Genomic DNA, 20,622 nt, shown 5'->3' on the forward strand with positions numbered 1-20,622 from the left:
TAGTCAAGTTTAAAAGGGCTTTGATCACTCAGTAGTAACGTAGACACTTTTCCAATCACTTATATTTGGACTAGTTCTTAATGTGAACTGTTTCAACAGCATCAGCGTTACGCGCTTCGGCATGGATAACACAGTCACCTGAAGATTTATCACTTCTAGTTATCTCAAAATTGATGATACCGTTATTATCTGTATAAAGGTTTTTGGGATTAACTTCCTGGGTAAGAGTGCCATTAATATAACACTTTGAATCTGAAGACCAAAAAAGACCTAACCTGTCTCCTCCAGGGTTATTTCCATCCACATACCTTATTGTTGCTTTCATAGTGGCTGTAGATTTATTGTCACTAATAACATCCAAAGAGAGAGCATAGGGAGCAACTTGTAAGAAAACATCAGTCTTAGCACAAACACCGCCTGAACAACCGGTAATCGTTGCTGAACCGTCGGTATTATCCCACTGGGGATTTGTTGTGAGCACACCTGTATTCTTATCAAAGTCAGCGAGTCTTTCCGGACGAATATCAGCGCTCCATCTAATCAATGAATTTTCTATTATCCCGCCAAAACCATCAAATTTTACCCCATATAACGTATAGGTTTCTGAAACAGAGCCATCATCAAAACCTACATTAATAGACCGAGCGCCACGAACTGACAAAGATTGATATTCGGGTGGCTTAACATTAATTTGAGTGAGGGCAACACTGTCATTGTAACCAGACATCACTATGTCATCTTCCCCAGTCGTAAATTCGTAGGTAACAGAAGCGAGACCATCTTTTGCAGTCATAGCGGTGGTCTCATTAAAATGATCATCCCCAAACCCACCTTGTTCTTTATACGACCAAAATTTCACATCTTGAAATGCAGCATCATTTCCATCAGGATCTTTTAGTGTCGTAGTAATTCCGCGTTGTTTGTCATAATCACTAAAGTCATCGTCTCTCTCACTTTTAGTTATTTCAAAATCACGGACGTTTTCGTCAAGATAGACACAAGTTACGAGCTCTTCACTTTTAATGTCAGCCGATGGATCCTCTGTACCATTTCGTAACAAAATAACGTTGGCGGAATCTTTACTGTCTTTTATGACACTCCAAAAAGGGAGCTCTTCTGGCCAGTTATCTAACTTAAAGACGTCGTCTTCCCTACTTTTTAAGACTTCAAGTTCTCGTAATGTGGGTAACCTACCTTTCCTAGTTGAACAATATGATTGTGCCTGATGCCAATCCATGGTCACCACTGGTTTAGAAGGCCCATAAGATGGTGAAGAAATTATTGCGCTCTGATAAGCAACATTTGCGTAATCAGCAACCTCCTTGGATAAGGGCGCGGTAAATGTGATATCCTCCTTTGATTCCGGATCCGTGATCGTTATATCAGACCAATCTTGAATGATATCAAATTCGGGCTCAACATTTATGACTACTTGCCCAACTCCATAACCCCCTTGCTCATCTTCAACAATAAAGGCAACTTCATGCCTACCAGGCGTCGACGACTTGAAATCAAAGGTATAGTTATCTGCTGATATGTTAGATATGTTAGCGTTATACGCGATGACATCTACAAGCTTCGGGGCTTTTTCATTATCAGTAATATGCCCATCAAGCTCGATCTTATATTCCGTATTCTTTTTCAGAAGTTTATCATAATCAAAACTATCAACCATAGGATTGGAGTTTGGCTGATCAGAGATTGCCAAATAAATTGTTCCAAGCTTAATCTCAGTTCCGTTAGACATAGAATACATAATCTGCACTGCACCAGATGCTGACGGTGTGTAAGTTATTGAATTACTTAATGTGTTTACGTCTAACCAACTCCTGTCTGACGCTGTGGCATTTTCATCTAGTGTATATCCTGACGTATCAAATTGGGGTTTCAATTCATCATTTAGATTTATTACTATTTCCGATTGGCTAAGGTCACCAGTTATAGATAGATTAGGCAGAGCATAATTGCTCGCCGTTTCGGAAACCGCAATACGGCTCATTGCTTTTGCCTGCCCCTTGTATCTCAATGAATCAACAGGCTCGACGGTAGATTCAAATCTACATTCTCTAATATCATCGGCATAAACAGAAAATGTCATCCCCTGCATTTTGGATACTTTGCATCCTTTCACTGGACCTGATGGTGTGACCGAAGTTAACTTTAGGGGAACGGAACCTTGTACACTTGCTTTAATTGTTACTTGCTGTTCTACGCCTATGAGTGCTTTTTGCTGAAGGCTTTCTAGACTTATCTCTACTTCTCTTGGTACCAATGGAATATCATTTTCTAATTGTTCCCCTTTTTTACAACTAGTTAGAAATAAAATCATACAGAGTGAAAATAAATATTTTTTCATTGTTTAACACCTATTATAAATTAAACGCAGAAAAGCTTGCACTTACAAGGTAAGCTTCAACATCGTTATTATTCGAAGAACCTCCAGTCCCAACTTTATAAATCTGAGTGGGATCTATTGCTCCCCAATCAAATTCTTTTATGAAAATTGGATTTTCTGGTTTAATCGGAGTAATTGATGTGAAGTAATATATTTTATCACCTTTCTTTTCAAACCAATAATACTGATCTTTAGATCTAACTGTATCTTCTGATCTATATACTTCATTTTCAAAACCTTCGTATATCTTAAAATAATCGCGTCTATAATTTGTTACAATGTTAATCGTTTTTTCAATATTCGGCGCGCCAGGTTGTTCTAAACTTGGGTCATACCATCCTTCATAAGGAAAATCTTTGCCTTGCTCGATAAAGAAAGATACACTGCCATGATCAAGATTTCCTTCATTCCTTATATGGTATTTCAAAGTGAAGTCATTACCTATAAAATAATCTTCTGTATATATAGCGCTAGATCCCATACCAGTTCTATTTTCATTATCAAATAGTATCGGGACCCCTCTTGGTCCTATTGCTGGAGGGTAAATATTACTATAACGAATTTCTCTATGTCTCCACGCCGAAGGGTCCCTCGTGTTTAAAGAGGTATCCTCAAGTGCTTCATCGGCCACATACGGAAGCCAATTTTCGAAAGAATTTACATTTACAGTTATGATGGAGTCATGGAATGAAGTATCAAAATATGCAAATTTAACTTTTCCATCTTTATCCGTTACTAAGTGATCGGTTGAATAACCTGAATTAAAAATCCCATACTGGTGATTTACTTCAAGAAACGCATCTTGAAACGGAGCTACATGATTATCAGGATCAACCACCGTTAAAGTATATGTATTTTCGTTGATGAAAGTGTCTTCTGGAATTACCGATACACTAAACCCTTGCACTTTCGGGTTACTCATGTCTACACAAGTAGTATACAAATCCTCATTTTGAGGACTTTGATCTACGGTACCATCAAACAAGCTTTGAGTTATTGCATTAGCTTGACTGGCCTTTTCTGAGGTCCAATATTTCATTTCAGTTGGCCAATTATGCCTTTTAAAAACATTACCTTCTCGGGAAGTTAGTGTGTCAACCTCTCGTTGTAGAGGCAAACGTCCCCCTCGAATTTTACAGTAATCTCTTGCTTGCTGGAGTGTTTGAGTAACGATTTCAACACCTGCCGGCCCACGACTTCCATTTTCAGTGTTCGTTGAAAAATATTCAGCATTTACGTAATCAGCAAATACCTTGCTCATTGGCGCAAAAAAACGAATTTTTGAATGAATTATTGGATCATGGATGACGATGTCTTCCCAATCCTGAATTAACGAAAAATCAGGTTCGACCTCCACTCTGACAAGAGCGGTTGTGTAATTGCCCAGATGATCGGTAACCGTGTAAGCAACATCATGAATTCCGGGTGTTTCAGATGAAAAATCAAATTCAAGGCTTCTTATTATATTTTTTGGATGAGTTATCGTTACTGTCGAATTAAAGTCTTCAACAGCAATCAATTGAGGTCTAAACGCATGTTCATTGTCATCTTGCACATAATCGCTTACGTCAATAGTGACTTTCTCACCGATTTTGACTTGATCAGGGTATTCAAAGTTATCAGCTTCTGGCGGATCAGTTATGGCAGATACAGAAACAACAATCGTACCTAAACGTAATTCTTCGCCATTTGAATAACTAAAATAGACCACATTTGTTCCATTTTGTTCGGGGCTGAAACTCAATTTGTTACTTTCTATAAGCTCAACATCTCCTTCCGGCGATACAATATCATCCTGAAGAACGAACGATTTTCCGGGAAAAGATGCTCCTAGTTCACTCCTTAGATCTATAATTACTGGCTCTCCAACGGTTGTCGAAACAACGATTTTAGGCAAGGACGATGACGAATAAGTTTTGCCAAAAGCTACACGGGAGTATGATTTTGATTTATTTGACGAACCGGAAGGTGAAACGTTATATTGGTAAATACAATCCTTAACTTCATCAGAATTTACTTCAAAATTATTGCCGTTAATATTGGTAATCTTGCAGTCACCATCTGATATTGATTTTACCGATACAACAGAAAAATCAGATCCATCGCTTATAGAAACGTGTTTAGCCAAATCTACGACAGTATTCTTTCCTGCAATGCTACGCATGACGACATTTTCGGAATATATAGCAGCTGTATCACTAGGGCTTGGTATTTCGGAATCTGCGTTGCTTCCTTCCTCACCGTTACAGGCTGACAAAAACGGTAAGACGAGAATCGAGGCCAAAAAAGTTAGACTCAATCCGCGTAGATGTCGAGGTATATAGTAATCTTTCATTTTGAACCAACAAATAGAAAACAAAATAAAATGTTGCCCGACAGACTACAAAACAACCACTAAAGAGTGATTATTTAAAATTAACGGAGCTTACATGTTACAAAGAAAACATAAAGAAAACTAAAAAAAATCGATTCGAATTGAGCAAAAATTAATCAAAAAAGCATCACTTTGAAAGTGTTTTTGTACAAAATCAACACTTTGCAGATTTAACCGTTCAGAGCCTTATTACTTTTGGTATATATACTTACATGTAGCAATCAGTCTAAGCTTGAGTTCAGAGTTAAAGAAAATAACGTGTTAACAAAATGAGTTCAAAACAAGCCTAAGGAACCTTCTAGTTCAACAACAGCTTCTACATCCCCTAGCCTTGGATCTACTGGCAACCCCCTTAGTTTGTAGAGATTTTCATTTATATATTTAATCTTAATCACATAAAAAGTTCTAAGCTCCCGTAAGATATCAGTGTGTTTTGACGCCTGCGCATGGGCGTACTTTTTGGAGTTAAGTTTGAACATATAAACCGTATTAAAGATCGATGCATAATAGCCGGTTCTCACTACTCTAGTATTCGTTGTGGAGTTAGTATAAACAACATATCGACCGCTGGACCCAACTATGTGGATATGTCTATCTGTAAGATTTCCCTTTATTTCAAAATCACTTGTCATAGCATTAAACCAGGGTATTGAGAGTACAAGTATTGTCGCCAATAGCAAAGATAACAGGCGTCCAACGACTTTTGAAGCTACCATTGTTTAATCCTCCCGGTAAAAACTAACTTGGTAACCACAGCTTCACGGTTTACCCTAGCAAAGTTGCCAAACACTTCATCGTTTTCTTTATAAACCTCTAGGCGCAACAGTCCAGGTGTATACATCGAAAAATCGTTATCAATGGCTCTGTCAAAGAAGTCTGGATCTAACTTATCATCATAACTGATATCAAAACTAATAAAGTAGATGAACTTACCAAAGATGATGTACAGGCCGGAGTTAGTTTTATAGGGCTTTCCTTCCAACAAGCTCACAGCCTTGAAAACACCTGACTTGGCATTAACAATTACCTCGTGACCGTTCTCGGCAAAGTGTGCATAAGCCGAAAAGTAAGATCCTAAAGAGCGCTGGAAAAGAAAAAGGAAAATGACTATCAGCAGAGAAAAAACAATAGCAATTCGTTTAGATTTAGCCATAAAACTTTCCGTAGCACTCGAAGCACTCAAATGACTCTCTATAGACCGAGAAGAAAACTAATGCGACAAATACCAACCCGATAGTGATCTCATACAAGACTGGGTTATGGAGACATGACTTTAAAGACATTACATATGTGTTGCTATTTTGAGTATCGTTGCTAACTGAGGGCGAACCCAAGTTACTTGCAATGCCGTCCTTCTCCTCTACCTCATTGTACTTGTCTTGTTGCATACCTTCATTAAGGTACTCGAATTCAATGTTATTTTCGTTAAAAAAAACATAACCTTCACCCGGGAGGTTACTGATTTCAAAGCCGAGTTGTAAAGAGTCCAACTTTTGCCGTAACTTCATAATAGATACCGATAATGAGTTGTCACCAACTACACGGCCTGGCCATCCTTTTTCTATTAGTGTCGCTTTGCCTAAAACCTCACCGGGAGAGTCACAGAATGCAATGAATAAGTTATACTCACTTCTATTTAGCCCAAGTGGTTGATCTTTCTTACCTGACTCACTATCAACCAATTCAATTGTTCTTCTTACGTCATCAATAGAAATACGCTTGTACATACCCGCTCTCATACTCGACTTTAATACATACCCATGATCATTGTAGTTGTTATTAGGGTTTAATGCTTAACTCCTAAAAACAACACAGCAGACACGGATTGGCTCATTATTCACCAATAACCATAATTTTAGAGCAGACAAGTTCTGCAAAATCATGCCGCACTTTTAGCATGGCTTACCTCTTCATTGCAATTTCTTAGGAGTCATTTCACTGTTTAACCGCTGTAAACGACAAAACTGAACATTATTTCGCGACTCATGCCCCAACCTATAATCAAGTTATAGCGTATGACAGCACAATGGCCATCAATGCATCTCGGCAGGAAATGCAACATTGTTGATATGAGATACTTCCTTTCTCTACCTTAATAAGAAAAATGCCTAGGTAATAATCTACCTAGGCATCCACTCTTAATTACAGTTAATAGTCACCGTTGTTGTCTGGTTGCTATCTGCTTTCTTGGTTAACCTTATCGTTCCTTGCCCGTGAGACTTGCAACTAATTTTGTAAGTACCACTACCTAATATAGATGAGTCAACTTCTGAGATAGTATAGCCACGACCAAAATTAAGTTGGTACGTCTTCGTAGAGCCGCAATATCCGCCAACAACACTTGTAGAATTACGTATATTTAATTCCGTAGTCGGAACGATAGTGTCTCCGACAACAATCGGTCTTCCAACAACAGATTTAATGCAAGCACCGTAAGGAGGTTTTTTGGCTCTCCATTTAACTTCAGTAATTTCAAGGTTCGAGTTATCTACGTTTATAAGCCCATTACCCAGTGTGACTACTTTTGTGTTGCAAATTTCTTCTGTAGTGCAAGCAGTTATAGTGGCTGTGCCATTCGTATTTGTTGGCTGAGGGTGTGTGGTAAGCTCAGCCGTTTCGTTATTAAATTGAGCTAGCTCTGGTGGATCAATCTGAGCACTCCATACAACCAGTGAATTATCTATTATCGTGGGTGTGCCATCAGCTTGTACCCCCTTTAACTCATAGTATTCTTTGATGGAGCTTTGATCGGAACCCACGTTAATGTAATCAACGCCTTGGATTTCTACAGATGAAATATCTCTAGTACTACGAGCAATAGCAGTAAAAGCAGCGCTATCACCATAGCGAGACATTACCACATCATCCACACCACTTGTAAACTCGTAGTTAACGGAAGCACGTCCATGGATATCGGTCATAACTGTTGTCTCATCAGACTGATCATCTCCAAACCCTCCTTGTTTGTAATGTGACCAAAATAATACATCCTGAAATACAGCTGGATTTCCATCAGGGTCTTCTAGTGTTGCGGTAATTCGGCGTGTTTTGCTAAGATCACTAAAGTCGTCGTCTCTCTCGCTTTTTGTTAACTTAAAATCTCGAACATTACCGTCAAGATAGACACAAGTTACCAAGGCTCCATTTTTTATATCCATCAATCTAACTTCTGGTATCTCGTTTAAGAACAATACCTCTGCAGTACTTTCATTACCTTTTATGATACTCCAAAAAGGCAGCAGTGTTGGCCATCCATCTGAATTGAAGGCATTTTTTACTTTGTTCTTTAAAGCTTCTAACTCACGTGATGTTGGCAGCCTACCGTTTCTAGTTGAACAATATTTTTGTGCCTGGTGCCAATCCATCGATACAATTTTTGTATTCGGTCCATAAGGAGGTGATGACATTGTTGAGTGCTGGTAATCAACATTTGCGTAATCAGCGACCTCCTTGGATAAGGGCGCGGTAAATGTAATATCCTCGTTTGATACCGGATCCATGATCGTTATATCAGACCAATCTTGTAGAATATCAAATTCGGGTTCTACGTTTATGACTACTTGCCCAACTCCATAACCCCCTTGCTTATCTTCAACAATAAAGGCAACTTCATGCCTACCGGGCGTCGACGACTTGAAATCAAAGGTATAGTCGTGTTGTGAAACGTTAGTTATGGTAGCGTCATAAGCAATGACCTCTTTAAGAATCGGGGCTTGTTCGTTATCAGTAATATGCCCAGCGAGCTTGATACTATATACCGTGTTCTTTTTCAGAAGTTTGTCATAATCAAAACTATCAACAATAGGGTTAGAGTTTGGTTGATCGGAGATTGCTAAATAGATCGTTCCGAGTTTGGTCTCTTTTCCATCAGACATAGAATACATGATCTGCACAGCACCAGATGCTGACGGTGTGTAAGTTATTAAATTATCCGATGTGTTTAAGTCTAACCAACTCCGGTCCGAAGCTGTGGCATTTTCGTCCAGTGTATATCCTGACGTCTCAAGTCGGCCTTTCAATTCATCATTTAGATTGATTACAATTTTCGATTGGCCAAGGTCACCAGTTATAGATATATTAGGCAGAGCATAATTGCTCGCCGTTTCGGAAACCGCAATACGGCTTATCGCTTTTGCCTGCCCCTTGAATCTCAATGAATCAATAGGCTCGACGGTGGTTTCAAATCTACATTCTCGAATATCATCGGCATAAGCTGAAAATGTCATCCCCTGTATTTTGGATACTTTGCACCCTTGACCCGGTTGCAAAGGCTTTACCGAGGTTAACTTGACAGGGACCGCGCCCTGAGTTCGGGCCTTCACCGTAACAAGACGCTCTTCATTGACAAATGCCTTCGACTGAAGACTTTCAGCTTGGATCGTTACATTTTTGGATAAATCTGGCGTTTTAGATTCCGAGCCAGATTCACCTTGACAACCCATTAACAACACTAAAGAAACTGCACTAACATAATTTTTCATAATTTAATTCCATATTCACTAATATGAACCAAAGCTTGCCTCTGAGATATAGGCTTGCAAATCGTTTTGATCCCAACTGGTGGCGCCACCAAAGCCAACCCAATAAGGCTGATTTGGATCTATATCACCCCAGTCATAATTAATAACGAATATAGGCTCACTCGGTATTTCTGGTTTTTCAGAAGCATAGTGGTACAGTTTGTCGCCTTTCTTTTGCCACCAATAGTAACGATATTCATCGTTGTCATTAGCATTGTACTTATTTGCAATTTGATTTCCGAAACCATTATGAATATAAATTCTATTTTCATAATATTCCTGAACAATATTTAACGTTTTACTCGTGTGAGGGGCGCCAGGTTCATTTATGTCGTACCAATCGTTTTTATTTGGTAAATTACCCACCTGCTGAATGAAAAATGAAACGCTGCCATGCTGACCACCTAAATTACGTATTCGGTATACCATCATAAATTCATCGCCTTTAAAGGGCGTTTTATATACCGTACTACTCCCCATACCGCGATAATAGTATATAGAATATAAGATCGGAATTCCTTGATTTCCAATTCCGGGGATTTTGCCCGTTGTACCATACCTAGTATCTACATGGTTCCACTTACTAGGATCTGTTACTTCCAAAGGGGTAATTTCCCAAACAGGTCTAAAAGGGAACCACTCTTTTAATGAGTTTAAGCTAACCGTCATGATGGCGCGGTTAAATGAAGTATCGAAATATGAAAACGCAACGTGACCAATATCATCAGTAACGTAACTTGCCGTTGACCCTTGAGAGTCAAAATGCCCTTTATCGTCATTAACTGCTAATTCAACGTCTTGATATGGAGCTACATCACCATCCGGGCCAATGGCTGTCAAGAAATACTGATATTCATTGTCCTCAGAATGTTGTAGTTCAAGTGAAACATTAAACCCTTGCACTTTAGGATTACTCATGTCCACGCAAGTCGTATACTGAGCTTCATTTTGTGGATTTTGCCCAACAGTTCCATCAAACAAACTTTTAGTTATTGCATTAGCTTCACTGGCCTTTTCTGAAGTCCAATAAGTTATTTCAGTTGGCCAATTATGTTTCTCAAAAGCGTTACCTTCTTGGGCAATTAGAGCATCAACCTCTCGTTGGAGAGGCAAGCGGCCCCCTCGAGTTTTACAGTAATCTCTTGCTTGCTGGAGTGTTTGAGTTACGATCTCAACACCATCGGGACCTCGGTCGCCATTTTCGGTATTTATCGAGGTATAAGGGGCTTTAACGTAATCAGCAAACACTTTACTCATTGGCGCAAAAAAACGAATGTCGGAATTGATGACTGAATCATGGACGACGATGTCTTCCCAATCCTGAATTAACGAGAAATCAGGCTCGACCTCTACTCTGACAAGAGCAGTGGTGTAATTACCCAAATGGTCGGTCACCGTATAGGCAACATCATGGTTTCCAGGTGTTTGAGATGAAAAATCAAATTTGGTGTTCAATATGTTGGTTGGGTCAGTCAACTTTAGTGTCGAGTTAAAGTCTTCAACGGCAATTAATTGGGGTCTATTGTAATCTTCATTGCCACCTTCCACATGATGGGCGACGTCAATAGTAACTTTCTCACCGACTTTGATTTGATTGGAATATTCAAAGTTATCAGCTTTTAGCGGATCAGTTATGGCTGATACAGAGACAACAAGCGTGCCTAATAATAGTTTCTCGCCATTTGAGTAACTAAAATAGACTACACTTGTTCCATTTTCTGTCGGACTAAAGCTCAATTTATCACTTTTTATTCGCTCAACATCACCTCCCGCTGATACGATATCGTCCTGAAGAACGAAAGTTTTCCCTGGAAAAGATGCTCCTAATTTGCGCTTTAAGTCTATGAGTAGCGGCTCTCCAAGGGTTGTTGAAGCAACTATTTTAGGTAAGAACGACGACGAATAATTCTTACCAAAAGCGACACGAGTGTATGATTTTGATTTATTTGACGAAACGGTAGGTGAAACATTATATTGGTAAATACAGTCCTTAACTTCATCAGAATATACTTCAAAGTTATTGGCATTAATGTTGGCTATCTTACAATCGTCACCTGATATTGATTTTACCGATTCAACAGAAAAATCAGAACCGTCGCTTATAGAAACGTGTTTAGCCAATTCTACGGTGTTATTCTTTCCAGCTATGCCATACATGCTGACATTTTCAGAATATATTGCAGCTGTATCAATAGGGATTGGTAATTCTGAACCCGTGTGGTTTTCTTCCCCACCGTTACAAGCTGACAAAAACGGTAAAACAAAAATTGAGGCCAAAGAACTTAGACTCAATCCACTTATAAGTCGAGGTGCATGATAAACTGTCATTTTGAATCATTGGGTTAAGAAACAGACCGAAATGATGCTTTGTAGACTACAAAAACAACACTAAATCATGATTATTCTACATTAATAATACATAAACCATTGAAAATATTAATAATAAAGGCAATCAATTCGAGACCTAAAAAAAACTAAATTCACTTCACACTCTCGATTGAGCGTAAAAGAAGACAAAAATCTATGCAACTTTGCGCACTTTTTATATCATAGTTTAAACTAGAATCCGAAAGTATAACTTCAATTTTCAACTGTCTGATGTTGGTATCTAAAACTACCATGATGTCATCTTTGCCTAATCCTCTTTCTAATTGAACATATCCTATTTCACTAGCAAACCTAACAATGGTTTCTCTCCAAATCGCTAAATACGACACTTTTTTCATAAATCTTCACAGCTAATTTTTAATTAAAGATATCAGAAACAAGAAAATCGATAACTAAAATCCAATTAAACTGATACTTAAAAGTTATTAAAGATAAATGAATGTGAAAACCTGCCGATTTAATCATCATTCATTTAAAGCAGAACATTTTTTAAAAGATAATAGATTTAATTTCACGACTCTAACGAATAACAGAATGAAAAAGACAAATTTTGACTTAGTCTATCAAATATCAAGTAGATATAGTCATTCAAAGTTTGCCTTAGCACTATTAAGTAAAATGGCAGACCACTCCGAAGAAACTTATAACCATGTGATGAATGTATCACTATATGCATATTCATTTGCATTGTTCATTGGTCTGTCTAAATACGACACTGAATTACTTTTTAATTCAGCGCTAGTACATGACCTTGGTAAACTCAATACACCTTTATCAATTCTTCATAGCAAGAAAAAACTTAGCCAAGCTGAGCGTCGTATCATGAACAAACATGTTCAGTCTACATTGCCTATTGGGGAACAGTACCCCGGTTTGAAGTCCGCATTGGAAGTAGGCCTTCTTCATCATGAACGTTGGGATGGCACTGGATACCCGAATCAACTAGAAGGAAATGATATCCCCTTCTGCGCTCAGATACTTGCAATTATCGATACATGGGACGCGATGACAGCCAATCGCTCGTATAGAAAAGGAATGTGTCGTGAACAAGCCTTAAGTATTCTCTCGAACGAAAAAATGAGTGGTCAATTTAACCCGGATCTGGTCGATGAATTTATCGCTTACATTAGGTCAGATTATTCTTTGCCGAACTCTTCGCCTGAATTTTTCTAAAAAGCGAACTAATAGAAGATGGTATCCCCCTATTCATAACAATGGGGAAAGACTTACCAAAGTTGAGGGGCCAACTAATCTGTGTTCAAGACCATCAATGACTCGATATCAACCAATCTTTCTTCTTATGAAAAAGCCATCGCTCTACTAACAAGAACGATGGCTTTGATACTTGCTCATCAGCCAACTCGATTTGGCTTTATTGAAATGAGATTAGCTGGCAGGACGCCAAACGCCCCATTTATCATTTTGGTAGGTCGTTTTCGGATTACTACCACCTTGGGTGTACCACTGAGCTTTCCATTTTTCGTTACCATAAGACACCACTTCACCGCCTAAGTATCTTTTTGCTGCGCTCCAATCATCGCCGTTTGGTGTTGGCTCCGGGTCAGGCATCGGTTCTGGTTCGATACTCCCCTCGTCCGTAGTCACTTCAAATGTGAATGTCTCTTTACGTTCGCTGTTTATGGCGTTAGCGACAAACGACAGTGTTTCGTTTTGAGTAATTGCTTTTGTGTCTACCACAATAGATGCAGTACCGTTATTGAGAATGCTTACCGCCGTACCTTGAGTCTGGGTCAAGTTCGCCACTTCGCTGATCGCTATTACAACTTTGTCGCCCGCGTTTACAACTTTATCACTCTTGATAAGCTCAAAGAGTTCACCTGTCAGAGGTTCAACCGTTCCTTCATCACCATCAATAACCGAAATGACACCTGACGCACGACTGTCTTTTGAATTGAAGAAGTTACGTGCAGGATCATTTTGGAAGTACATGTAGTGAGACATTTCTTCATGCCAGTCACCAACGAACACTGCACCATCTTTAAATTCTTCGTGCCAACCATTGATCTCTGACGCGAGCAGGCGTTTCCAATCATTGAAGTTTGACTCGTTAACTTCAATATCAAAGCTACGCGCAACTTCTCCGTATTTGTTGATGATGTCGTATTTAACCGTGTCACCAAGATCTGGGCCGACAAAGTCAGCCGGGATGTACAAGTCACCTTTTACAAGATCAGGTTGTGGTGTCGGCTCAGGTGGTGTTATATCACCACCTACGATAGTAATATCAGAGCAGTTGTAGAATCCTTCACCGGCCGCATCATCACGTTGCCAACGAACATACAGAATTGCGTCACCTGAACGATCAGAAGGAATGGTAACATTCATGCGGTATTTACCGCCTTCGACAGGCACGTTGCCTTCTGTTTGTATAAGTTCCAGATCACTCCAAGCAAGCGACTTGCTCAGATCAGCACCTGGCTTGGTTAGGTAAAACTCCCAAAAAGATGGGTTATGTGGTGCAGTAGCATTAAATACGAACTCAAAAGTACCGGTATTTAGCTCAGTGCGCGTCCAAGCTGTATGTGGTGCTCCCATACCTTTCTTCTGTGGGTCGTTTGCATAACACAGGGTACCATCAGGAATTGCTGCTTTCACCGCTTCCATGTTGTTGAAGTCGGTGATGTTCTTGGCATACTCGTTACGCTGAACAAACGGATAAGTACCCGAAATATCTTTCGCTTGGGCGCATGCTGCATTTGGTGGATTACCCGACCAAACTCCACCTTGCTCATAACATGTATTTTGACGAGCACTTGGAAACTCTGACCAACCATGAGCATTTGCTGCTGTTGGCAGGCCGGATAACATCGCTATGCCCACTGCTACCTTTAGTATATTTTTATTTGCTTTCACTTTTTGCTCTCTTCTTTTTTTGTGCAAATAAGATCCAACCGATTTATATATCTGCCATCACCTATCGCATGCTTTATAACTTAACTAATAAAACAGTTAAAAATAATATACTTAACTTTTTTCAAAAAAAGAGCAGTACTTATTGATAGGAATTAACATCACAAATTTAATTATTTCCAATTATTACAAAGATGAAAACCAAACAAATTAAATCCTTAACTTTCAGTAGTTTAAGAAAAAATCAAACTTAAGAAATATTAGTAAAATAGAGTAAAAACCTCAAAAAACTCAGCTATTAAACATAAGAATATTTACCAGTAATTGTGACCTGGTTTCCATATATTTTTAATGGTATCAATTAAGGGAACTTATTAATTACACTCTAATATACAATAAACGAATAGTGCCAACCTACTATTCTGCCTTATGAATGATAAATAACAAATATCGTTAGTTGTTATTAAAAAAATAATACATATAAAATTAAACAATCTTCCAATCTTTACCCACATATTTCTTTTATAAAGCCAATGCTTCTTATCATTATTACCCACATAATTGCACTGCGTAAGATTACTTATAGTCAAGTTACATCCCTAGATGCCTGATCCAGTTGCTATGAATTGACTTGAATGAAAGATAACAATTTCATCTATCGCGGTTATAAATCAACGATTGTTAAAGGAGCATTGTCATCGCTCTTATAAAAATTCCTAAAGAGAGATTTAGATCTTTAGAATCAAAAGTCATCGTCTCGCAAGCCGCTTACATAGGATTTAATCAGCTTTTACTTCGAAATAAGTGACAACAATCCCATAATTCTATGCTTTTACTATCAAAGAGTACTTTGACTTTAGGTACTGATTAACTTTGAACTTGAAGAGTATTTTTTAAATCATTAAATAATAAAAAGGAGCGACAATGAAATTAAAGAAACTTGCTACTGTCAGCTCTGCTGCGTTAATAATCGTCTCTGGGACTTCGCTAGCAGATCCAATAGAACCTGTGCCACCTGTTTTCCCAAAAGATGTAGCAAGCGCAACGGTGCTTTGGAAAGGACGAGCAGGCGGTGTTACACCTGGGTCAAACATAACAATTACAGGGCTCAATGGCGGCGATATAGAAACTGGTACGCTTACCGTAGAGAGTGACGGTACGTTCACTTCGGGCGCTGTACGCGTAGAAGCTAGACATAATAAATTCTACAATCATAGTCTAGTAAAAGCCGACTGGATGTACCTCAGCTCCACTGTCTCATTCAATAGTGTGCCAGCGAATGAAGCTGATGTGCTTGTTTATGACGAACACTCAGGTCATCCCTTAGAACGAGATACACCTCTAGTTAGTAAGGACATTCTTGATCTCACGGTGAGCAACAAAACGAAAGTCGAATCGGTTGAGATTAAAGGTCAAGTCGATGTGTCAGTAACTGTGCAAGCAAGCCCGACCGTTTAAAAACCACACTAGAGAGAGGCTTTCAGGTATAACTATATCGTGGTCTTTCCTGAAACGTTGGTTATCAGTTTTAACGCAGGCAAAAGGCTCGGTAACAAGGTTAAAATTTTCGATAAGTCGTTATTATTTTACCTACACAGTTTTAAATGAAGTTACCGAGCGTTACAACATGAAAGAATGCCCCGTCATTTGTCATCATTGCGAGAAGTTAGGTATAAACCCCAAATACAACAAAGCCCGCTAAATCAGCGGGCTTTGTGTCTGTACACGAAGAACTAAATTTGGTGGATCCGACCAGATTCGAACTGGTGACCCCTACCATGTCAAGGTAGTACTCTAACCAACTGAACTAAGGACCCAAATTTAACATTCTGCAGGCTTTGTTGCTTAATTCCTAAACGAAATAATGAGTTTCAGGCATACCTACCCCCGTTAGCCTATTCAATGCTTTGAGCATTGCGTAAGTCTCACCAACCTGTGCGTTGTAGTTCCTCAAGCTTAATTTTCCGCCTAACAACTGTTTCACTCGATACATTGCTGTCTCTGATAGTAAACGCTTATGATAGCCATACCGATTTTTCCACTTCTTGTTAGAGCCGCAGAACTTCTGGCAACCTACCGCAAAATGGCGAGGGTGCCCTTGCTCCCAGAAGGCAGCGCCATCGCCTGATATCTCCAACGATTTTACGATGAGTCCGCTTAAGTAAGTTGGGGAGTACTCCGCCATGGGTTACGTTAGATAAACTTAACTCTGCTGCGATTATTTCGTGGGTGCTGGTATCTACAGCAATATGCAGCTTACACCACACTCTGCGCTTCCCGTCAGTACCATGCTTTTTGACCTTCCATTCACCTTCCCCATAAACTTTGAGGCCAGTAGCATCAATGGACAGCTGTTGTATTGTTCCTCTGGTTTTGTTTTTAAATGAAACCTCAACTTCTTAAGCTTGACGGCTTATACAGGTGTAGTCTGGACAAATAAGCGGGATGTTAGCGAGTTTAAATACTGAGTCGAGAAAACCTTGCAGCGCTCTCAATGGCATAGAGAAAACGCGTTTCACCATCAGTGCGGTAATAAAAGCTAAGTCACTGAATCGGCTTGGTTTACACCGCTTGCTTTATTTGTTTTGCTTCCACTCGGCTATCGTTTTCTCATCAGTCCAAAAGGTCAAAGAGCCACGGTTGATTAAAGCTGTATTGTTTCCAGTTAGTTGTTTTGTTACGAGGTTTAGGCATGAGACTACGACGAGTAATGGGTGTAGCCGATCAGATCGTAGTTTCTTGATAAAGGATTTCAGCAACAAAGCCGTAAAAAACTGCACGTTACACCTATTTTTTATCTATTTTTATTAAATAGATTGCATATGAGGAGAAATTGCATGCGACAATTAGTAACGTTGGGGTTAGCTATGTTGGTAATGCTAAGTGCTAGCGCATCTGAACCCAAAGAAGCAACTCAATCCACAATAAATGTAAACAACCAGGTCAAACAAGACTTACCTTTTAGTGATAAGAAGGACTTTGAGGACGCTCAAAAAGGCTTTATTGCCAAGCAAGATGTGGTAACAATCACAAACGGAAAAGGCGACGTTGTTTGGGACCTCGAAGCATATAAAAAGTACATTGGTCTGGACAAACCTTCCCCTGACACTGTTAATCCTAGCCTGTGGCGTAACGCCCAATTAAACATGATTAATGGCTTATTTGAAGTTACCGATGGTATCTATCAGGTTCGTGGCTATGACTTATCCAACATCACCTTTATTAAAGGTGATGTTGGTTGGATTATATTTGATCCTCTTATTTCACAAGAAACCGCCAAAGCGGCACTTGATTTTATCAATAAAGAGTTAGGTGAAAGACCAGTTACTGGTGCTTTATACAGCCACAGTCACGTTGACCATTTTGGCGGAGTGCGAGGTGTTGTCGATGAGAAAGACGTGACTTCAGGTAAAGTTCCTATTATTGCCTCTTTCGGTTTTACCGAGCATGCAGTGTCTGAAAATGTAATTGCAGGTAACGCAATGGGACGCAGAGCCATTTATATGTATGGATCAATGCTTCCCAGAGATGAAAAAGGAGGTGTCAATGGTGGTTTGGGGCAAACAACTTCTACTGGTATGGCTACAATGATCAAGCCAACTGACATCATCGAGAAAACCGGTGAAGAGCGTACCATTGATGGTGTAAAAATGGTTTTCCAATATACCCCAGGTACCGAAGCACCAACCGAAATGAACATTTGGTTCCCAGATAAAAAAGCCCTTTGGATGGCAGAAAATACCACTAACACGATGCACAATATCCTCACTCTCCGTGGAGCACAGGTTCGAGATGCTTTGAAGTGGTCAAGCTACATACAAGAAACGATTGATATGTGGGGTGAGGATGTAGAAGTTAAATTCCAAAGTCACCACTGGCCAATGTGGGGGCAGGAAGATATTGCCAAGTACTTTAAAACACAACGAGATATGTACAAGTACACTCACGACCAAACCGTTCGTTTAATGAACCAAGGTTACACTGGCTCAGAAATTTCTGAGCTGATTGAGTTTCCAAACGAGATTAAAAATAGCTGGAGTTCAAGAGGCTACTACGGCACCTTACGCCACAATAGCCGTGCAGTGTATCAGCGCTACATGGGTTGGTACAGCGGTAACCCGTCCGACCTAAACAACCTGCCACCAACAGATGCTGCGGTTAACTATGTTGAGTATATGGGAGGTGAAAAAGAAACCATCAAGAAAGCACGAGCTGACTTTGATAAAGGTAATTATCGCTGGGTAGCCGAAGTGCTCAAACATGTTGTGTTCGCTAACCCCGAAAGTGAAAAAGGGAAAGCACTACTAGCGGATGCCTATGAACAAATGGGTTATCAAGCCGAGTCAGGTCCCTGGCGCTCGGTATACTTACAAGGGGCTTATGAGTTGAGAAACGGAGTTTCTAGTAGTGGTGGATTAACAACTGCGTCTCCAGATATTATTAAAAACATGCCCCCAGAAATGCTATTCGATTATTTAGCCGTTCGAATCTTGCCAGAAAAAGCAGCAGGTAAAGCATTTGTAATGAATATGATTTTCACCGACCTCGACGAGAGATACTCTTTGTATGTTGAAAACTCTGTTCTTAACCATACGAAGAAGCTTGCTGAAAAGCCTGACGTTTCACTTGAACTAACTAAAGCTACGTTAGATGATGTTCAGCTTGGTAACATCAACTTAGAGAAGGCGATTGCAGACGGCTCTATCAAAGTCGATGGTGACCCAAAAGTATTGAAAGACTTTGTAGGAATGTTGGATAGCTTCAACTTCTGGTTCAATATCGTGACGCCTTAAGGAATGATTATGACGAAGCGAGTAATAACCTATATCGCTTCAGGTGTTATCGCCTTAGCAAGCCCAACCAGCTGGGCTTGCTCATATGATGGGTTGTTTACTAATCCATTTAGCGAAAGTTACCCTGGAGCACTAGATGTATCAATCTCGACACAGTTGGCTATTCGAGCCAAATCAATGAACCCGTTAGAGCTTATTGAAGGTGAAGCTGGGCTAAGACGAGCCAGTTGGTGGTTAAATATGATGGTCAAGGCAAACCCAGAGTTATCTCCAGGTTCCTATATCTATGTAGTTGATCGCCAGCTGTGGTCGCGCATTAGTGAGACAAATAATTCAATTGAGGTTCACGTCCCACCTCCGAACGATAACGCCAGAGTGCTGCAAATATCCGAAGCCGCTCTACATAATCTAATATCAAACCAGATATCGATTGATCAAGCTCGCGGGCTTGGGGTATTGAGTGAGATATAAACACCCAAAACTAATCTTTGGTGTTTGTTCAATTGAATATAACATAAAGGCTTTCTTATCTCGCTGAAAAGTCTTTATGTTTAGGTATCTAACGGCTCTGAGTAAGGTGAATTGGATTATTCACTTTATTTGCGGCGAATGTACAGGCTATAGAAATCGTTCATTGGTTGAGTATAGGGACTTTAGTCAAAGTTGAACTTTAGCTTTTTAATAGATTAAGACTGTCAATACCGTCGTAATACACGCCGATTTGCTAAACGCCAGATACAAGAAAGCCAAGCTAAATGCTTGGCTTTCTTGTTAAATTTGGTGGATCCGGGCGAACTCGAATCGCCGACCCCCGCCATGTCAAGGCGGTACTCTAACCAACTGAGCTACGGATCCAAACTTTTGTTCTTTGCATTTTTATGCGTTAAGGAGTGGTGGGTCCGGGCGAACTCGAATCGCCGACCCCTACCATGTCAAGGTAGTACTCTAACCAACTGAGCTACGGACCCATTCCTTAAGAACGGGATAGATATTAGCGATATCCCATCAGAGGCGCAAGCACAAATTCATCATCTTTGATTCGTTTGGCGAAAATGTAAACTGAACATCCTATTACAGGCGGTTTTATCGGCAATCTGATGCCCTACACGCTGTAAAAGTTTGGTTTAGCATACTTTTATTGTTTAGGTTTGTTATCTTAAGTCACATCACTTGGCATAGTGCTGCTCTATTTTACCTCTTTACAAAATTACCGAGTGGAAGCTTAAATATGCTTCTCTTAGTCGTGAGGCAGAAAAAACGTTAACTAATCCGGTTAAAGTC

The 20,622-nt window shown here is 39.7% G+C and carries 13 protein-coding genes, 3 tRNA genes and 1 pseudogene; 4 read left to right on the forward strand and 13 right to left on the reverse strand.

All coding sequences use genetic code 11. The features are described 5' to 3' along the window. Window positions 1–70: 70 nt before the first annotated feature. The 8 genes from AND4_RS04225 to AND4_RS04260 form a co-directional block, all read right to left on the reverse strand. The gene (locus tag AND4_RS04225; RefSeq protein ID WP_009841668.1) at window positions 71–2,356 is read right to left on the reverse strand and encodes a hypothetical protein; all 2,286 of its coding nucleotides are present in this window, start codon (window positions 2,354–2,356) and stop codon (window positions 71–73) included. Between the two features lie 13 nt (window positions 2,357–2,369). Continuing rightward, complete coding sequence (locus AND4_RS04230) at window positions 2,370–4,730, reverse strand: hypothetical protein (protein WP_009841669.1); 2,361 nt, start codon at window positions 4,728–4,730, stop codon at window positions 2,370–2,372. Between the two features lie 314 nt (window positions 4,731–5,044). Beyond that, the gene (locus AND4_RS04235) at window positions 5,045–5,485 is read right to left on the reverse strand and encodes a hypothetical protein (protein ID WP_009841670.1); all 441 of its coding nucleotides are present in this window, start codon (window positions 5,483–5,485) and stop codon (window positions 5,045–5,047) included. Further along, window positions 5,479–5,922: a hypothetical protein gene (locus AND4_RS04240; RefSeq protein WP_009841671.1), complete on the reverse strand. Its 444-nt coding sequence runs from the start codon at window positions 5,920–5,922 to the stop codon at window positions 5,479–5,481. Before AND4_RS04240 ends, AND4_RS04235 begins: the two co-directional genes overlap by 7 nt. Continuing rightward, entirely contained in the window at window positions 5,915–6,496 is a 582-nt protein-coding gene (locus AND4_RS04245) for a helix-turn-helix domain-containing protein (protein ID WP_009841672.1), read from the reverse strand. The genes AND4_RS04240 and AND4_RS04245 overlap by 8 nt, the downstream gene beginning before the upstream one ends. Before the next feature lie 411 nt (window positions 6,497–6,907). Then, a complete protein-coding gene (locus tag AND4_RS04250; RefSeq protein WP_009841673.1) occupies window positions 6,908–9,250 on the reverse strand; it encodes a DUF1566 domain-containing protein in 2,343 nt (780 codons plus the stop codon). 18 nt (window positions 9,251–9,268) lie between these two features. Then, window positions 9,269–11,617: a hypothetical protein gene (locus tag AND4_RS04255; RefSeq protein ID WP_043991449.1), complete on the reverse strand. Its 2,349-nt coding sequence runs from the start codon at window positions 11,615–11,617 to the stop codon at window positions 9,269–9,271. 152 nt (window positions 11,618–11,769) lie between these two features. Continuing rightward, window positions 11,770–12,015: a hypothetical protein gene (locus AND4_RS04260; RefSeq protein WP_009841675.1), complete on the reverse strand. Its 246-nt coding sequence runs from the start codon at window positions 12,013–12,015 to the stop codon at window positions 11,770–11,772. A 196-nt stretch (window positions 12,016–12,211) separates the two neighbouring features. Here AND4_RS04260 and AND4_RS04265 point away from each other — a divergent pair, with 196 nt between their 5' ends. Then, complete coding sequence (locus tag AND4_RS04265) at window positions 12,212–12,850, forward strand: HD domain-containing phosphohydrolase (protein WP_009841676.1); 639 nt, start codon at window positions 12,212–12,214, stop codon at window positions 12,848–12,850. Between the two features lie 213 nt (window positions 12,851–13,063). Here AND4_RS04265 and AND4_RS04270 read toward each other — a convergent pair whose 3' ends face one another. After that, a complete protein-coding gene (locus tag AND4_RS04270) occupies window positions 13,064–14,551 on the reverse strand; it encodes a lytic polysaccharide monooxygenase (RefSeq protein ID WP_009841677.1) in 1,488 nt (495 codons plus the stop codon). Between the two features lie 921 nt (window positions 14,552–15,472). Between AND4_RS04270 and AND4_RS04275 the strand changes: the two genes are divergently transcribed. Next, entirely contained in the window at window positions 15,473–16,006 is a 534-nt protein-coding gene (locus tag AND4_RS04275; protein ID WP_043991450.1) for a hypothetical protein, read from the forward strand. 282 nt (window positions 16,007–16,288) lie between these two features. On the opposite strand, the gene AND4_RS04280 is transcribed toward AND4_RS04275, so the two are convergent. Beyond that, a tRNA-Val gene (locus AND4_RS04280) sits at window positions 16,289–16,365 on the reverse strand. A gap of 35 nt (window positions 16,366–16,400) precedes the next feature. Next, window positions 16,401–17,242, reverse strand: a pseudogene (locus tag AND4_RS04285) (IS5 family transposase). A gap of 143 nt (window positions 17,243–17,385) precedes the next feature. Here AND4_RS04285 and AND4_RS04290 point away from each other — a divergent pair. Both AND4_RS04290 and AND4_RS04295 read left to right on the forward strand, forming a co-directional pair. Then, complete coding sequence (locus AND4_RS04290) at window positions 17,386–19,341, forward strand: alkyl sulfatase dimerization domain-containing protein (protein ID WP_009841679.1); 1,956 nt, start codon at window positions 17,386–17,388, stop codon at window positions 19,339–19,341. A 9-nt stretch (window positions 19,342–19,350) separates the two neighbouring features. Further along, window positions 19,351–19,812 carry a hypothetical protein gene (locus AND4_RS04295; RefSeq protein ID WP_009841680.1) on the forward strand — a complete coding sequence of 154 codons (462 nt, stop codon included), beginning with the start codon at window positions 19,351–19,353 and terminating at the stop codon, window positions 19,810–19,812. Between the two features lie 307 nt (window positions 19,813–20,119). On the opposite strand, the gene AND4_RS04300 is transcribed toward AND4_RS04295, so the two are convergent. Both AND4_RS04300 and AND4_RS04305 read right to left on the reverse strand, forming a co-directional pair. Beyond that, window positions 20,120–20,196, reverse strand: a tRNA-Val gene (locus AND4_RS04300). A gap of 36 nt (window positions 20,197–20,232) precedes the next feature. Continuing rightward, window positions 20,233–20,309: transfer RNA gene (locus AND4_RS04305), tRNA-Val, on the reverse strand. Between the last annotated feature and the right edge of the window lie 313 nt (window positions 20,310–20,622).

The organism is Vibrio sp. AND4 (assembly GCF_000171815.1).
Lineage (GTDB): Bacteria > Pseudomonadota > Gammaproteobacteria > Enterobacterales > Vibrionaceae > Vibrio.

Excerpts from the sequence above, each read along its gene's own strand:
- AND4_RS04235 (WP_009841670.1), bottom strand. The coding sequence starts at position 5,485 with ATGGTAGCTTCAAAAGTCGTTGGACGCCTGTTATCTTTGCTATTGGCG.
- AND4_RS04225 (WP_009841668.1), bottom strand. The coding sequence starts at position 2,356 with ATGAAAAAATATTTATTTTCACTCTGTATGATTTTATTTCTAACTAGT.
- AND4_RS04255 (WP_043991449.1), bottom strand. The coding sequence starts at position 11,617 with ATGACAGTTTATCATGCACCTCGACTTATAAGTGGATTGAGTCTAAGT.
- AND4_RS04245 (WP_009841672.1), bottom strand. The coding sequence starts at position 6,496 with ATGTACAAGCGTATTTCTATTGATGACGTAAGAAGAACAATTGAATTG.
- AND4_RS04230 (WP_009841669.1), bottom strand. The coding sequence starts at position 4,730 with ATGAAAGATTACTATATACCTCGACATCTACGCGGATTGAGTCTAACT.
- AND4_RS04265 (WP_009841676.1), top strand. The coding sequence starts at position 12,212 with ATGAAAAAGACAAATTTTGACTTAGTCTATCAAATATCAAGTAGATAT.
- AND4_RS04290 (WP_009841679.1), top strand. The coding sequence starts at position 17,386 with ATGCGACAATTAGTAACGTTGGGGTTAGCTATGTTGGTAATGCTAAGT.
- AND4_RS04250 (WP_009841673.1), bottom strand. The coding sequence starts at position 9,250 with ATGAAAAATTATGTTAGTGCAGTTTCTTTAGTGTTGTTAATGGGTTGT.
- AND4_RS04275 (WP_043991450.1), top strand. The coding sequence starts at position 15,473 with ATGAAATTAAAGAAACTTGCTACTGTCAGCTCTGCTGCGTTAATAATC.
- AND4_RS04295 (WP_009841680.1), top strand. The coding sequence starts at position 19,351 with ATGACGAAGCGAGTAATAACCTATATCGCTTCAGGTGTTATCGCCTTA.
- AND4_RS04260 (WP_009841675.1), bottom strand. The coding sequence starts at position 12,015 with ATGAAAAAAGTGTCGTATTTAGCGATTTGGAGAGAAACCATTGTTAGG.
- AND4_RS04240 (WP_009841671.1), bottom strand. The coding sequence starts at position 5,922 with ATGGCTAAATCTAAACGAATTGCTATTGTTTTTTCTCTGCTGATAGTC.